The sequence below is a fragment of the Shewanella sp. AC91-MNA-CIBAN-0169 genome (assembly GCF_040310165.1).
Classification (GTDB): Bacteria; Pseudomonadota; Gammaproteobacteria; order Enterobacterales; family Shewanellaceae; genus Shewanella.
The window spans coordinates 1-14,200 of sequence record NZ_JBEOPM010000030.1; the positions used below are offsets into that span (position 1 = coordinate 1).

A 14,200-nucleotide genomic window follows, 5' to 3' on the forward strand; every position below is an offset into this window, starting at 1 on the left:
AAGTAACTGTGCGGTTCAACAACAGTTTGGCGCATTGACGCCGTATTAGGGAGCGTCCATCTCATCATCCATGGCCACCGAAAGCTAGCCTGACGTCCTGTCAGGCTAGCTCTATTTTCTTCAACGTCCTCAAGTTCTGAGTTGAATCACACCAATCGCGAGCAAGGTATGCAAATCATTTATGCCCCATTACTTGTTAGAGAATATCCAATTTAAACTATGCTTGAACATAGTTATCGCTAGTTTATGAAAGCACCATTTTGAGGTAAATCTATCTACGATAAACATCATAAAAAGCTTTTCGATTGTACACTGTCTTTTTATACAGTTATAATTCATTTGTGTTAAAACAACAGTGTTGTTTCTCGTTATGTAATTGCGAAAATTCTCGGTTTTACCTAAAGAATAATGCTATCTAGTGGTTCTTCGCAATCAAATCTAGCGATTAGCTTAAGGCTACGAATATCCCGCCAGTGCCGTTTATTTCCGTTTTTTGATTCACCGCCAAAACGAGTTAACGCTCTGGCTGCCAGATAGCAAGTAAAATCAAAGGATTATTTATATTCGCTATGCTTAATGCTATAAATAACCTTTGTTTTAGTTTTAAGCGTTATACGCTTAAATGGAGAGTCGAGTGAAGTCGAAGCCAGGAATCCTATATTTAGTTGTTGTTGCCTTAATTGCTGTGGCCACTGCTATTGCCCATATGTCTTGTATATTCCTAGGGCCTGAATGTTTTTCTGCTCAAATGGCTCCCCCTCAAGTTATTGAATCCGCTAAAAATGGGACTTGGTTAGCGCCAGTTGGAACCATATTTATATCGGCCATCTTCTTGGTTGTCGGGCTATATGCGTTATCTGGTGCAGGCATTATTAGAAAGTTACCTTTGCTAAAGCTTGGTATTTATACAATTTCAACACTTTGTATTATTCGTGGAGTATTACCTTTACAGCTTTGGATACGTCACCCAGAGAAGGTTAATTCAATTGTTTTTTACACTGGTGTAATTTGGTTAGTGACAGGTTTGTTATTTTTATTTGGCTATCTTTTAGTGCAAAAGTCAGCGTATAACAAACAAATTATGGCAGGGACGCGCAAACAACGCGCGCCCCATATTTGAAGCGTTATAAGCCTTTAGGATACCGATGAAACTTTTCGAGTTTTTAGCTCAAATGAAAGAAGAAAAATTTCCACTTCGCATAGATTACCGTGAAAATATCGGGTGCGTTGATGTGGAAGTGGAAGCATTTTCAGAACGTTGGGTTGTCTCCTTCGATGAAGACGGTTTCGTTGATTTTGTCATTTATAAAGATATAAATGCACCCGACAATGAAAATGCTGATTTACTAGAATCTTTGTTTAATCGTCCCCAGCAAGCTTGGATAAATGCAGCAAAAGACTTGGGTATAGAATTTATATCGCCATACGAGTTTATTGGCTCAGATGGTGAAGAATATCAAATTACAGGTTTACTCCCCCAGTTTGGTGGTAAAAACGGTACATTGATTACATCTCGTAAAGATGATGATGAAGCTTGTTTTGAAGCAAGCAAATTAGATGGCTTTCAAGGCACGGGACTTAATCCTACATACTACGATAAATATGATCGTGACAATGTCATTGAAACTTTGCGAGACTGGGCATGGAACTCGAAAGAATCAAAACCAGAATGGTATGGTGAATAGGCTTATAATTTATTGGAATCAGGGTAAACTTTTATAAAAAGTAAATTGAAACACTGGCTTTTCTAAATCATTTCTGTCCACAAACGAGTTAGTAACGCTTGCAAAAGTCTAAACTCAACTCTGAACTTGAGGCCGTTGAAGAAAATAGCGTGAAGCACACATGGATGTGAGCTTAGCTTTCGCGGTACAGGATGTACCATCGGAAGCGTTAGCATTTTCGAATAAGGCCGAGGCAAGATTAAAAAGAGGCCAAAAGCTGGATTCAACCACGTCGCGAAATTACCGCTTTTCAGATAATTTTGATGTGGCGGCTGGGAGTTCCAAGAGGGAGCAGCCGTTGGTTTCCTCTTGGTCTGGTGTGGGTGAAGCGCCACGACTTTAGTGGCCGCAGGCCATAAAACCTAAATCAAAATCATAAAAAACAGCTGGATTCCGGCTCACAAGCATTACCGGAAAGACGTAAAATAGAAAAATAGAAAAATAGAAAAATAGAAAAACTAACTGCTCACATTCAAAAGCTAAAAAACAAAAAACGAACAACAAAAAAGCGAATCCGAAGATTCGCTTTTTTAGCCAATACCACTAATTACTTGTGGTATTTACCAGACAACTCATGCACAGAATTGATAAATGCACCAGCATGTTCAGGATCAACATGTTGATGAATACCATGGCCTAAGTTAAATACATGGCCAGTACCTTCACCGTAACTCGCTAGAATTTGATCAACTTCTTGATGAATACGCTCTGGCGTAGCATACAACATTGATGGGTCCATGTTGCCTTGTAACGCCACTTTATGACCTACGCGACGACGAGCATCACCAATATCAACAGTCCAATCTAAACCTAATGCATCACAGCCTGTTTCAGCCATAGACTCTAACCATAATCCGCCGCCCTTAGTGAACAAGGTAACTGGCACTTTACGGCCATCAGCAAAACGAGTTAAGCCATCAACAATTTTTTGCATATAACGTAATGAAAACTCACGGTAAGCGTGGTGTGATAACGCACCGCCCCACGAGTCAAATATCATTAACGATTGTGCACCGTTAGCCACCTGAGCGTTAAGATATAACACTACTGAGTCTGCTAACTTATCTAATAACATGTGTAATGCAGCAGGTTCTGCATACGCCATACGCTTGATTTTTTCGAAGGTTTTGCTTGAGCCGCCTTCAACCATGTAAGTGGCCAAAGTCCAAGGAGAACCCGAAAAACCAATTAACGGCACAGAGCCATTCAGTTCACGACGAATCGTACTCACTGCACGCATTACATAACCCAATTCATCTTCTGGATCTGGAATACATAATTTTTTGATTGCATCGATAGTATCCGTTGGACGTTCAAAACGCGGACCTTCACCTGCTTCAAAATACAAACCTAAGCCCATTGCGTCTGGCACGGTCAGGATATCTGAGAATAAAATCGCAGCATCTAAGTCATAACGACGTAACGGCTGTAAAGTGACTTCGCAAGCCAATTCGGCATTACGGCATAAAGACATAAAGTCACCCGCTTGAGCACGAACTTCTTTATACTCAGGTAAATAACGTCCTGCTTGACGCATCATCCATACTGGAGTGACATCAACAGGCTGCTTTAGCAACGCACGTAAATAACGATCATTCTTTAATTCTGCCATGTGGACTTTGTTCCTAGACTGTTATGATTTTTGCTGGGCGTTAGTTTAGCACTTACGCGATTAATGTAACCACTCATGCAGAATTTATGTGAGCTATTCCTAAATCTATGGTCGATTTTATTAACACAACCGCCACTATGCTCACAAAACACACAATACTGATGTGTAAATCGCAATTTATTGGATTAAAAGTTGCGTCGCGTTAAGTGGTTTGGTATAAAAAGTGTGCGCTAGCAAGAACAATCAAGAAGCCCGACAAATCGAGCCTTTGAAAACTTCGTTACCCCGTGATGGCATGCCATCACGGGGTTTTTTATTATCCCACTCCAAGACCCCTGTCCTTTTCATCCCCAAAGCAAGCTCGTCGATAAGCAAATAAAAATAAAACAGTTGATCGCAATACACTTTGTCCAATACATTAGTTGTAACAGAATGGCTGCCAATTAGAGAGAAGACATGCTAACAAAACTAGAAAAAGCAGAAAAACGCTGGGGCGGTTCTCATAATTTAATCGATCAATGGCTTAATCATCGCCGCAAATTATTAATCCAATATTTTATCGTTGCCGGATTAGCACCCTATTCTCGTAGCGAAAAATCACTTCCGAGCATGGATCAAGTGAAACAATTTTGTGCCCAATTAGTTGATTATGTCTCAGAAGGTCACTTTGAGGTTTACAACAACGTTATTAAAGCTTGCGAGAAGTTTGGTGAAACGAGTATCGAAACAGCCAACGCCTTATTACCGCTGATTAGCGAAAGTACTGACACGGCATTGGATTTTAATGATAAATATACCGACGCATCTGACGAACAAGTGCTGTATCAACTCGACAACGATTTATCACATTTAGCACAAGCGATGGAGTCTCGTTTCGAATTAGAAGATCAGCTGCTAGAATTGCTATATCAACGCCTTCCTTAATTGAGCCAGCCCATTAAAAAGTGCGATGAATTGACGCACTTTTTAATACGGTTAACTTGATTGCAGCAAACATTATTGCCGTTTATGCCAGTTTTCAGGCAACTCAACTTGTGACCACAAATGTTGACATAAATCTTGCGGCTGATGCCAATCGCCCATTTTTAACCACTCCACTAATGCATCGCCTACCTGTGGATACGCAATAGGCTTAGGTGACGGGCTTTTTAACCAACGCTTGAGCACGGCAGGATCTAAAGTTTGCATACTTTCTGCCGCAGCAAGTAATTCTAACGCCGCAACGTTAGCAGATTGCTCAAACTGCCCCTGTAACGGTTTCACCAATAACTTTTTACCTAACGTCATCGCCTCACTGGCCAACTCAAAGCCAGCATTGCCAATCACCCCACCACATTGAGCCATGTGTTGTTTAAAGCCTTCACGATTAAAACCATGCCAATGAATATGCTCTGCTAATGGTTTCAATGGTTTAGTGCTGTGGTAAACAGAAAAGTGATATTGATCAAATGGGGCTAAAAAGGCAGCTATACGATCAGGCTCTTCAAAGGGTAAATAGACTAAAATTTGGTGGCTATGATCACCACCATTGGGCCACACCTCCACAAATGGAGGTAAAATAGGAAAGCCAAAATGATGCCAATGACAACCTAAAGCGATGTCAACGGGTGCAAAATGGTTGAGCAGAAATTCATTAAACCAGCTGTTACCTTGTTTAGGGACTGGATACTGTAATGCTGCTTGATGACTAATGGCGATTGACGGCACATTTTGTTGTTTGGCCGCCCAAGCACTCACAGGTTCAAAATCGTTTAAAACTAAATCATAACCCGTTAAATCGAGCTGCTTAATTTCAGATAAAATGGGAGTGGTTAAATTGTATTTGGCGGTTTTAACACAATTAACACGACCATTTTCGGTTACGAAAGTCATACCATTACGGGTCTGATAATCGCCAAAGCATTGCATATCAAAGTAGTGCTGTGGTGTTCGGCCTGAAAAAAGAAAATCGACATCGATATTATGTTGCTTAAGCGCAGTAGACATTACGCGTGCGCGGCTGATATGGCCATTCCCTGTGCCTTGAACTCCGTACAAGATTTTCATATTGCCTTACATCCCTCAACGGCTTAATGATCAAGATTAAAACGCTGTGCTTCTTTCTACATGAACAGTTACTACATGAACTGCTAGTACATGAACGATTACTACATCAGTTGTCATAAAATAAGCTTTACAGCATCAGTTGATCGACCAGAAATACCGAGCCGATCCCCAACCCAGCGCCAGCCATAATATCCACAGGATAATGAACTCCCAGAGCGATACGCGATGAGCCAACAAAACAAGCCCAAGCAAACGCAATCGGTGCTAAGGCAGGAAACACCAGATTCACCACGCTAGCAAAGACAAAGGCGCCAGCAGTGTGCCCTGAAGGTAAGCTAAATTTATCCGACGGTTCAAAACCAGACTCAAACCCAGCTAACGCATGGCAAGGACGATGACGTCGAATGCTATTTTTCAGCAGTAAATACAACGGAAACTCAACCAAGAAACTCCCCAACACTAAATTAAAAAAGTGCTGGCCATTGGGATGAAAAAACAATAGCGCAACAGATAAATAAGCATAATAGTGGCCATCACCGGTTGCAGATACACGTTTAGCAGCCTGACTTAGGCCGTTATCTCGACTAAATTGCACTATCCAATAAAACCAATATTTATCTAACTGGCTGATACTCTTCATGCCTGACTCCATGTCAAACGTCGGTAATATCATTTAGCTAATATTCATCCGACTAAAGTTATGTATTTGTTAACAGTTTAGATAATAGACAGAGGTAATGAACACGAGGTGACAGTTAGCCTAAAGTTTTATGACACAGCCCATAGTTGAGTTTCACGTTAGAAATAACCATAAATTCGAGAATAAGCATAAATTAGCGTATAACCATAAAGAAGCTTAACGGCTGATGTTTACCCGCGAGGTCACTTCAACTGAGAATAAGAGATGGGATAAATCGATAACAACGGTTTTATTTAAAATCGGTACTATGTGCTTGCCATTGATGTTACTCACAAGATGTATTGACTCGTCAATAGAGAGCTTATTGTGGGCCATTAAAACGCAGACAGGGGAATACAGAGCGGTTTGATAGCCATTTATTGCTTTAAATCAAAGCGATTTAAAGCAATAACCCCTCAAGTTTGGCTTGAGGGGTTATTAATCGCGACCGTGTTATCGTCATTCACTAACACGATAACTTAATATGACTCGTGCAATTATGCAGTTTGTGGCTGTGCACCTTTATTACGATAAATCTTAATTAAGTGAAAAATGTTAATGCATGCAACAAAGGCATTCATGCCCGCTACTGGCCATGCTTCGATTGCATATCCGTAGGCGACAAAAAAAGAACAGCCAATAAAGTTTAACCATCTTAGTAAAACGATGTCTTTCATCATTAGTGAAATGGCAACCATAACGGATGCGGCATAGCCTAATACTTCAATAATATTGATATTTTCCATAAGAACCTCTGTTTCAGGCTCTCTGCCTTCCGTATGCGTAACGGGGGTTCCGTGCCCCTAAAGCTAGTATTATTTTGTAAACTAACATTAATAAATCTAGCAATATGCTAACAAACTGTAGAGCAAAAATGTAATTAAAAAACGTATTAGGATGACCTAAATCAACATATATCGACTAATTGGTTCAATTTGAAAGAAAATTACTTACAAATTTGATCCCTGTTCTCTATTTAGGCCAATGCGTCATCTGCGCATAAGTCACACCATAAGTTGATTTATAACAATCCAGTGATTGATAAGGCTTTTATTTTCATAAAAAGCTCATATAATTCATTTAACTTTGCTTTACCCAGCAATTTACCTTTGCTGTCCAACAGGAGTGAAATATGGAATACAACACCTCAGAACTCTGCGACATGTATATAGATGTAGTCGATGTCGTCGAACCAATGTTCAGTAACTACGGTGGTTGCAGCTCCTTCGGTGGCTCAATCAGTACAATTAAGTGTTTTGAAGATAATGGCTTGATTGCTGATGCTTTAGAAGAAGACGGTGAAGGTAAAGTCCTATTAGTCGATGGTGGTGGATCGTTAAGACGTGCGCTACTCGATGCTAGAATTGCTGAAATTGCTGTAGCCAATAATTGGGAAGGTATTCTCATTTACGGTTCAGTACGTGACGTTGACGCTCTTGAAGAACTTGATATTGGTATCCAAGCGCTTGCTTCGATTCCTGTCGGTGCTGAAAGTAACGGTGTGGGCGAAATCGAAATTCCAGTTAATTTTGGTGGCGTGACCTTCTTACCGGGTGATCATATCTATGCTGATAACACGGGCGTTATTCTGTCTCCAGAACCATTAGATATTGAATAACCCCGTCATAGCCAATTTAGCTTTGTAAAAAGCTGGCAGACAATTCCTTTAAAAACCAGCTATGCTGGTTTTTTTGTGGCTGTAATTCGGAGAATCACCATGTTTAGCGCATTTACTCAACAGCATTGCGATGCATTATTAAGTTTACGCCCTAATGAAACCAAAATAGGCCAACAGGTTTATCTGGCATCGGCTGAACTGTCATTAGCACAAAATGCACAACAGGCTAAATCCAGTGGCGCCCAGTTTGCCATTATTGCCATTGCAGAAGATGTGGGACCACGAGCTAACCTCGGCCGAGGCGGCGCTGATGATGCCTTTATCGCTAGCATGAAACAGTTGATTAATTTACAGTCCAATCGATTTCTTAATGGTAACGAATGTGCCATTTTAGGCCAAATCAGTCTTGATACATCAGTATCCACAACCGCTACCGTTGAACAATTACGCCAAGCAACCGCACAATTGGATGACATCGTCATTGCTGCAGTAAGTGAAATCATGCAAGCAGGATTAGAACCCATCGTTATCGGCGGCGGCCACAATAATGCTTATGGTTTATTAATGGCAACAAAAGCCACTACAGGCCTACCTGTCGCAGCCGTCAACCTCGATCCACACAGTGATTTTAGACCACGAGAAGGTCGCCACAGCGGTAATGGATTTAGTTATGCCGCCGCCAATGGCGCACTCGACCATTATCATATTCTCGGCTTGCATGAATTAAAAAATAGTGAAGAAACCCTAGAACAACTGAGCCTGTTTGGCGCTACATGGAACAGTTTGCAACAAATTTGGATCCGGCGTGAACTGTCACTAGAAACCGCATTAAAACAAATCGCTAAAGCATTAAATCAAACCCAACTGCCCGTCGCATTAGAGCTCGATGTCGATGCGATTGCCAATATGCCCAGCAGTGCAGCGACTTTTGCCGGTATATCGATACTCGATGCCTGCCATTATGTGCATTATATTGCTAAGCATTGTCCATGCCATTACGCTCATTTTGCAGAAACTGCCCCAGCATGTCATCACGCGGGTTTAGAAGCGGGTTACCGCGATGCAGGTCAAGGTCTCAGTGAGTTAATTTATGCTTATCTTCAGGGTCGATTAACCGGTCTGAATTAGAATCAGCTACGGCTATTCATTAAAGGCTAATTTTATGCTCTAATGCAGGCAATTTTTTAGCCTTAACTGCTGCTTTTTATTGGGGCTAATCGACGCGAAGCTCATTGCGGCGTTCAAGTTGAAGTGAAATGTATATTAGGTGCAAGGTAAGACAACTAATTGATTGTTGTCACACTCTCGCACCGCAGCATTTCAGCAATCATTCGCAATGGCATACACTCGCTATTAATTATCGCACATTATAGGAATATACCGATGTCTGAAGGCGAACCGAAAAACACTCATTTTGGATATAAAACTGTCGAAGCCGATAAAAAAGCAGACTTAGTCGCTGACGTGTTTCATTCCGTCGCGGCAAAATACGACATTATGAATGACGTGATGTCTTTTGGCGTTCACCGCTTTTGGAAGCGCCACACCATTGAAGTCGCGGCTGCAAGACCGGGGATGAAAGTGCTTGATTTAGCCGGTGGTACTGGCGATCTCACGGCTAAGTTTTCACATTTAGTCGGCGATAGAGGTCAAGTCGTTCTTGCTGACATTAATGATTCCATGCTCAAGGTCGGTCGCACTAAATTACGTGACAAAGGTATCGTCAATAACGTCAGCTATGTTCAAGCTAACGCTGAAGCACTGCCGTTTCCTGATAACCATTTTGATATCATCACTATCGCGTTTGGTTTACGTAATGTTACCGATAAAGATGCGGCGTTACGTTCAATGCAACGAGTATTAAAGCCGGGTGGAAAACTACTCGTGCTTGAGTTTTCAACACCTAAACATGAATTAATGCGTAAAGTTTACGACATGTATAGCTTTAAGGTGTTACCTAAAATGGGCGCATTAATCACTAAAGATGCTGACAGCTACGAATACCTTGCCGAATCAATTCGGATGCATCCTGATCAAGAAACGCTTAAACAAATGATGGTAGATGCAGGATTTGAACAAGTCGACTACACCAACATGACAGACGGCGTTGTCGCATTACATAGAGGTTATAAGTTCTAATGACCCCTAATCACTTTGCTTTGTTAACTTGTGCTGCCATTGAAACCGCTTTTAACCAACTGCCAGCACAGGCTAAAAGTGACTATGCTCGCCAAAAGTCATTGCACGGCAAAGTATTTTGTATCCAGCTGAGTCAGTTAAATTGGCCCATTTATTTGGTGTTTGCCAAACAAATTCAAGTGCTGAGCCATTACGAAGGTGATGTAGCAGTAACCGTACGTGCTGATGTATCAACATTATATCAGCTGACTGAAGGCGCTAATTTAACTGAGCTTATCAAACAAGATAAACTCAGTTTGGAAGGCGATATTCAATTACTGCAATCGTTAAGCCATTATTTACAGAATATTCATGTTGATTTTGCCGAACCATTATCACGTTATATTGGTGATGCTCCGACGCATAAACTCGTTGCTACAGCAAAACAATTTAACCATGATATCAAGCTAGTCTTACAAAAAACTCGCTCACACATCAGCCAGTTAACCACTGAAGAATATCGTCTCGCGCCGCATAAAATCGAATGGCTACATTTTCGTGATAATCTGGACGAACTGGTGAGTCAAACCGAACGTATCGAAGCCAAAATAGCCCAAATAAGAGATCAAATAACGCAATGACAACTGCAAGTATCAGGCGTGGTTACCATGTCATTAAAACCATTCTGCATTTTGGCTTAGATGACTTAATACCTAAACACAAAAAGCCCTGGTATTTCGCCATTGTGCGCAACAGCTTATTTTGGATCCGTAATAAGCATAAAACTAAATCGCCTGCAGAGCGCTTAAAATTAGCGATGCAAGATTTAGGGCCGGTATACATCAAATTAGGACAAATGCTGTCGACTCGCCGTGATTTACTTGACGACGAATGGGCGTATCAGTTGGCCATGTTGCAAGACAGAGTGCCACCATTTGACTCAGCCTTGGCACGCCAAGCAATTGAAGCAGAATTAAAGGCACCGATAGAAACCTATTTTGATGACTTTAATGACACGCCATTAGCCTCCGCCTCAATATCGCAAGTACACACCGCTACCTTAAAATCTAACGGTAAAGCCGTGGTGCTTAAAGTGCTGCGACCTAATGTTGAGCAGCAGATATTAGCTGACTTACAGTTAATGACTCAAACGGCTAACTTACTCGAAACCTTATTAGGTGACGGTAATCGTTTACGCCCAGCAGAAGTGATTGAAGATTACCGCACCACCATTTTAGGCGAGCTAAACTTAAAGCTCGAAGCGCTTAACGCCATCAAACTGCGCAATAATTTTCTGGATTCTAATTCGCTGTATGTGCCTTTTGTTTACGAAGAACACAGTTATCAACGCCTTATGGTCATGGAACGCATTTACGGTATTCCAGTCTCTGACACCGAAGCGTTACGAGCTCAAGGTACCAACTTTAAACTGCTTGCTGAACGCGGTGTAGAATTGTTTTTCACCCAAGTGTTTCGCGACAATTTTTTCCACGCAGATATGCATCCAGGCAATATTTTTATCAGTCGTGAACATCCAGACGACCCATTTTATATCGGCCTAGACTGCGGCATTATGGGCACATTAACCGAAGTGGATAAACGTTACCTAGCAGAAAACTTTTTAGCCTTTTTTAATCGCGATTATCACCGTATTGCCCAGCTGTATATTGAGTCAGGTTGGGTATCTGAACACACAGATATTATTGCGTTTGAACAAGCTGTAAAAGTAGTTTGCGAACCCATGTTTAATAAACCATTGGATGAAATTTCATTCGGTCATGTTCTGTTAGAGCTGTTTAGGACTGCGCGTCATTTTGATATTGTGGTGCAGCCACAATTGGTGTTACTCGAAAAAACCTTACTGTATATTGAAGGTTTAGGCCGTCAGTTATATCCACAATTAGATTTATGGCAAACCGCCAAACCCTTCCTAGAAAATTGGATGTCAGAACAAGTTGGCCCTAAAGCCATGTTCAATAAAGTAAAATCAAATGCGCCATTTTGGGCTGATAAACTCCCTGAGTTTCCTGAATTGATTTACGACAATTTAAAACTAGGGCGTAAATTACTCGGCACTCAACAGCAAATGTTAGATAAGTACTTGCGCTACCAACAGAAATCGCACAAGAGTAATTATCTACTTATCACTTCGGCTGTATTATTGATCTGTGGCACAATTTTATTTACTCAAATAGCTACACTATGGCCTGCATATACCTGTATAGGTGCAGGCATATTGATTTGGGCAATAGGATGGCGATCTAGGCCAAAGAATCGTAAGTTTTAACTAGCACTAATTTATTAGAGGTTCATAATACTTAAAGAATTGGGTGTTATTATGGATTTTGAAATAACTTTTTTACAAAAACCATTTTTACTTTAAAGAGGAAAATCTTCATGGGCGGCATCAGTATTTGGCAGCTTCTAATCGTAGCGTTAATTGTCATTCTATTATTTGGGACTAAAAAATTGCGTTCTTTGGGCGGTGATTTAGGTGGAGCAGTAAAAGGCTTTAAAAACGCCATGACTCCAGAAGATGAAAGTAAATCACTAGAAGACAAAGACCAAACGGCAGCGACTTCGCAACAGGCTGCAGAAAAGCAACCTGAAACAGAATCTAAAGATAAACAGGCGTAATTTATTATGTTTGACGGTATCGGCTTTATGGAGCTGCTGCTGATCGGTATTTTGGGGCTAGTGGTACTAGGCCCCGAAAGACTACCGGTTGCAGTACGTTCGTTAACAGGTTGGATCCGTGCGCTTAAGCGCATGGCTAACTCTGTCAAAGATGAACTTGAGCAAGAGCTTAAAATTGATCAGTTACATGCTGATTTAAAAAAAGCTGAAAGCAAAGGTTTAGCCAATTTGTCGCCAGAGTTACAAGAGTCGATTGATCAGCTGAAAAAAGCCGCTGAATCAGTGAATCGTCCTTATAAGGTTGAAGACACATCACCTGTCGAGCCAAAAAAATCAGCTGACGAGTCTCCTTCAGTCAAAGAAGCTAAGTCATCTGAAGTGACTAGCGAAAACAGTTCAAACCCTAAATCAAACGGATAATCCATGTCGCAACAGCAACCGCTTATTAGCCATTTGCTTGAATTACGTAACAAATTGCTTAAAGCCATTGGCAGTGTGTTATTGGTATTCATTACTATTGTGTATTGGGCTAACGATATTTATCACTACATAGCTTTGCCTTTAATGCGCTCGCTTCCAGAAACGGGCAGTATGATTGCAACCGACGTAGCCGCGCCTTTTTTTGCACCCTTTAAATTAACACTAGTATTAGCATTCTTCATCGCCATTCCCTATGTGCTTTATCAAGTATGGTCTTTTGTCGCCCCTGGGTTATATAAACATGAAAAACGCTTAGTTGTTCCCTTGTTAGCCAGCAGCACTCTGTTGTTTTATCTTGGAATAGCCTTTGCCTACTATATTGTTTTCCCAGTTGTATTTGGGTTTTTCACCAGTGTCGTTCCAGAAGGCGTACAAGTTGCTACTGATATCAGCAGTTATTTGAGTTTTATTCTAAAATTATTTTTTGCCTTTGGTTTAGCTTTTGAAATACCTGTAGCAGTCGTTTTGCTTTGCTGGGCTGGTGTTACAACACCCGATGAGTTACGCCAAAAACGCCCTTATATTGTAGTAGGAGCTTTTGTTGTTGGCATGGTACTCACACCGCCCGATATTATCTCGCAGACTATGCTAGCCGTACCAATGCTGTTATTGTTTGAAGGTGGACTAATCGCCGCACGTTTCTACAGCAAAAAAGAAGATGAGCCAGAGAACGAAGAAGCTGAAAATTAAGCGATAAAGAAAGGCTCTACAGACTAAAATAATAAGGAAGAATCAATGCGTTTAAGTTTAATTGCCGTCGGGATCATATTGATCTCGGCTAATGCATATGCCAATACCAATCTTGGCCAGCAACTGTCTATATGTGCCGCTAAAACGGACAAAACTGTGCGATTAACTTGTTATGACGAATTAGCTGCTAATGCTAAACCCAGTGCTCACATAATGACGACGGCAAATACAACTAAGATTGCCCCATCTGAGGCTCCAAGGCCACCCGCTACACCAAACGTTGTGTTACCTTTGGTTGCAACAAGTCCTCAAGTACTCAGCGTTGATGATTTTGGTTTACAAAAGAAAGTCATAGAAGATGAAGTCGATAAGATTTACTCTGAAGTCATTAGTGTTAAGAAAGATGCGTTAGGCGCATTTGTGATAACACTCAGCAATGGTCAAGTCTGGAAGCAAAGTAGCTCAAAGTATTATAAAATCAAAAAAGGTCAACGCATCTTTATTGAAACAGGTGCATTGAATTCATTTTTATTGGGTAGCGATGATCGCAATGCTACTACCCGAGTTAGACGATTAAAGTAACTACAGTACTTTTA

General features: G+C 41.0%; 16 protein-coding genes. 12 read left to right on the top strand and 4 right to left on the bottom strand.

Annotated features, from left to right (window positions below; all coding sequences use genetic code 11):
* The first annotated feature begins 634 nt into the window (after positions 1-634).
* Together AAEY98_RS19345 and AAEY98_RS19350 are read left to right on the top strand one after the other, a co-directional pair.
* Positions 635-1,120 (top strand): hypothetical protein, encoded by a 486-nt coding sequence (locus AAEY98_RS19345; RefSeq protein WP_351011369.1) that lies wholly within the window; start codon positions 635-637, stop codon positions 1,118-1,120.
* A gap of 25 nt (positions 1,121-1,145) precedes the next feature.
* Positions 1,146-1,685: a hypothetical protein gene (locus AAEY98_RS19350; RefSeq protein ID WP_351018935.1), complete on the top strand. Its 540-nt coding sequence runs from the start codon at positions 1,146-1,148 to the stop codon at positions 1,683-1,685.
* A 586-nt stretch (positions 1,686-2,271) separates the two neighbouring features.
* Here the strand turns inward: AAEY98_RS19350 and hemE are convergent.
* Positions 2,272-3,336 carry a uroporphyrinogen decarboxylase gene (gene hemE / locus AAEY98_RS19355; protein WP_101086245.1) on the bottom strand — a complete coding sequence of 355 codons (1,065 nt, stop codon included), beginning with the start codon at positions 3,334-3,336 and terminating at the stop codon, positions 2,272-2,274.
* Positions 3,337-3,792: 456 nt separating this feature from the next.
* Here hemE and rsd point away from each other — a divergent pair, with 456 nt between their 5' ends.
* A complete protein-coding gene (gene rsd, locus AAEY98_RS19360; RefSeq protein ID WP_162022219.1) occupies positions 3,793-4,260 on the top strand; it encodes a sigma D regulator in 468 nt (155 codons plus the stop codon).
* Positions 4,261-4,332: 72 nt separating this feature from the next.
* On the opposite strand, the gene AAEY98_RS19365 is transcribed toward rsd, so the two are convergent.
* From AAEY98_RS19365 to AAEY98_RS19375, 3 genes are all read right to left on the bottom strand, one after another.
* Positions 4,333-5,382, bottom strand: a complete 1,050-nt coding sequence (locus tag AAEY98_RS19365; RefSeq protein WP_101086247.1) for an MJ1255/VC2487 family glycosyltransferase — start codon at positions 5,380-5,382, stop codon at positions 4,333-4,335.
* Positions 5,383-5,509: 127 nt separating this feature from the next.
* Positions 5,510-6,022 carry a phosphatase PAP2 family protein gene (locus AAEY98_RS19370; RefSeq protein ID WP_182745125.1) on the bottom strand — a complete coding sequence of 171 codons (513 nt, stop codon included), beginning with the start codon at positions 6,020-6,022 and terminating at the stop codon, positions 5,510-5,512.
* Positions 6,023-6,558: 536 nt separating this feature from the next.
* Positions 6,559-6,807, bottom strand: a complete 249-nt coding sequence (locus AAEY98_RS19375; protein WP_101086249.1) for a YgjV family protein — start codon at positions 6,805-6,807, stop codon at positions 6,559-6,561.
* A 386-nt stretch (positions 6,808-7,193) separates the two neighbouring features.
* Here AAEY98_RS19375 and rraA point away from each other — a divergent pair, with 386 nt between their 5' ends.
* The 9 genes from rraA to AAEY98_RS19420 all read left to right on the top strand — a co-directional run bounded on the left by rraA (position 7,194) and on the right by AAEY98_RS19420 (position 14,186).
* Positions 7,194-7,679, top strand: coding sequence for a ribonuclease E activity regulator RraA (rraA, locus tag AAEY98_RS19380; protein WP_162022217.1), 486 nt, complete (start codon positions 7,194-7,196; stop codon positions 7,677-7,679).
* A 93-nt stretch (positions 7,680-7,772) separates the two neighbouring features.
* Complete coding sequence (locus AAEY98_RS19385) at positions 7,773-8,807, top strand: formimidoylglutamase (protein WP_392341138.1); 1,035 nt, start codon at positions 7,773-7,775, stop codon at positions 8,805-8,807.
* Positions 8,808-9,062: 255 nt separating this feature from the next.
* On the top strand, positions 9,063-9,818 hold the full coding sequence (ubiE, locus tag AAEY98_RS19390) for a bifunctional demethylmenaquinone methyltransferase/2-methoxy-6-polyprenyl-1,4-benzoquinol methylase UbiE (protein ID WP_011635964.1): 756 nt from the start codon (positions 9,063-9,065) through the stop codon (positions 9,816-9,818).
* Complete coding sequence (locus tag AAEY98_RS19395) at positions 9,818-10,438, top strand: ubiquinone biosynthesis accessory factor UbiJ (protein ID WP_162022215.1); 621 nt, start codon at positions 9,818-9,820, stop codon at positions 10,436-10,438. Before ubiE ends, AAEY98_RS19395 begins: the two co-directional genes overlap by 1 nt.
* Positions 10,435-12,084, top strand: coding sequence for a ubiquinone biosynthesis regulatory protein kinase UbiB (gene ubiB / locus AAEY98_RS19400; protein ID WP_335692967.1), 1,650 nt, complete (start codon positions 10,435-10,437; stop codon positions 12,082-12,084). The genes AAEY98_RS19395 and ubiB overlap by 4 nt, the downstream gene beginning before the upstream one ends.
* Before the next feature lie 110 nt (positions 12,085-12,194).
* Positions 12,195-12,434, top strand: coding sequence for a Sec-independent protein translocase subunit TatA (gene tatA, locus AAEY98_RS19405; protein ID WP_101086254.1), 240 nt, complete (start codon positions 12,195-12,197; stop codon positions 12,432-12,434).
* A 6-nt stretch (positions 12,435-12,440) separates the two neighbouring features.
* Complete coding sequence (tatB, locus tag AAEY98_RS19410; RefSeq protein ID WP_101086255.1) at positions 12,441-12,854, top strand: Sec-independent protein translocase protein TatB; 414 nt, start codon at positions 12,441-12,443, stop codon at positions 12,852-12,854.
* 3 nt (positions 12,855-12,857) lie between these two features.
* The gene (tatC, locus tag AAEY98_RS19415; protein ID WP_101086256.1) at positions 12,858-13,604 is read left to right on the top strand and encodes a twin-arginine translocase subunit TatC; all 747 of its coding nucleotides are present in this window, start codon (positions 12,858-12,860) and stop codon (positions 13,602-13,604) included.
* Positions 13,605-13,649: 45 nt separating this feature from the next.
* Positions 13,650-14,186, top strand: a complete 537-nt coding sequence (locus AAEY98_RS19420) for a hypothetical protein (protein ID WP_192115386.1) — start codon at positions 13,650-13,652, stop codon at positions 14,184-14,186.
* The last annotated feature ends 14 nt before the right edge of the window (positions 14,187-14,200 follow it).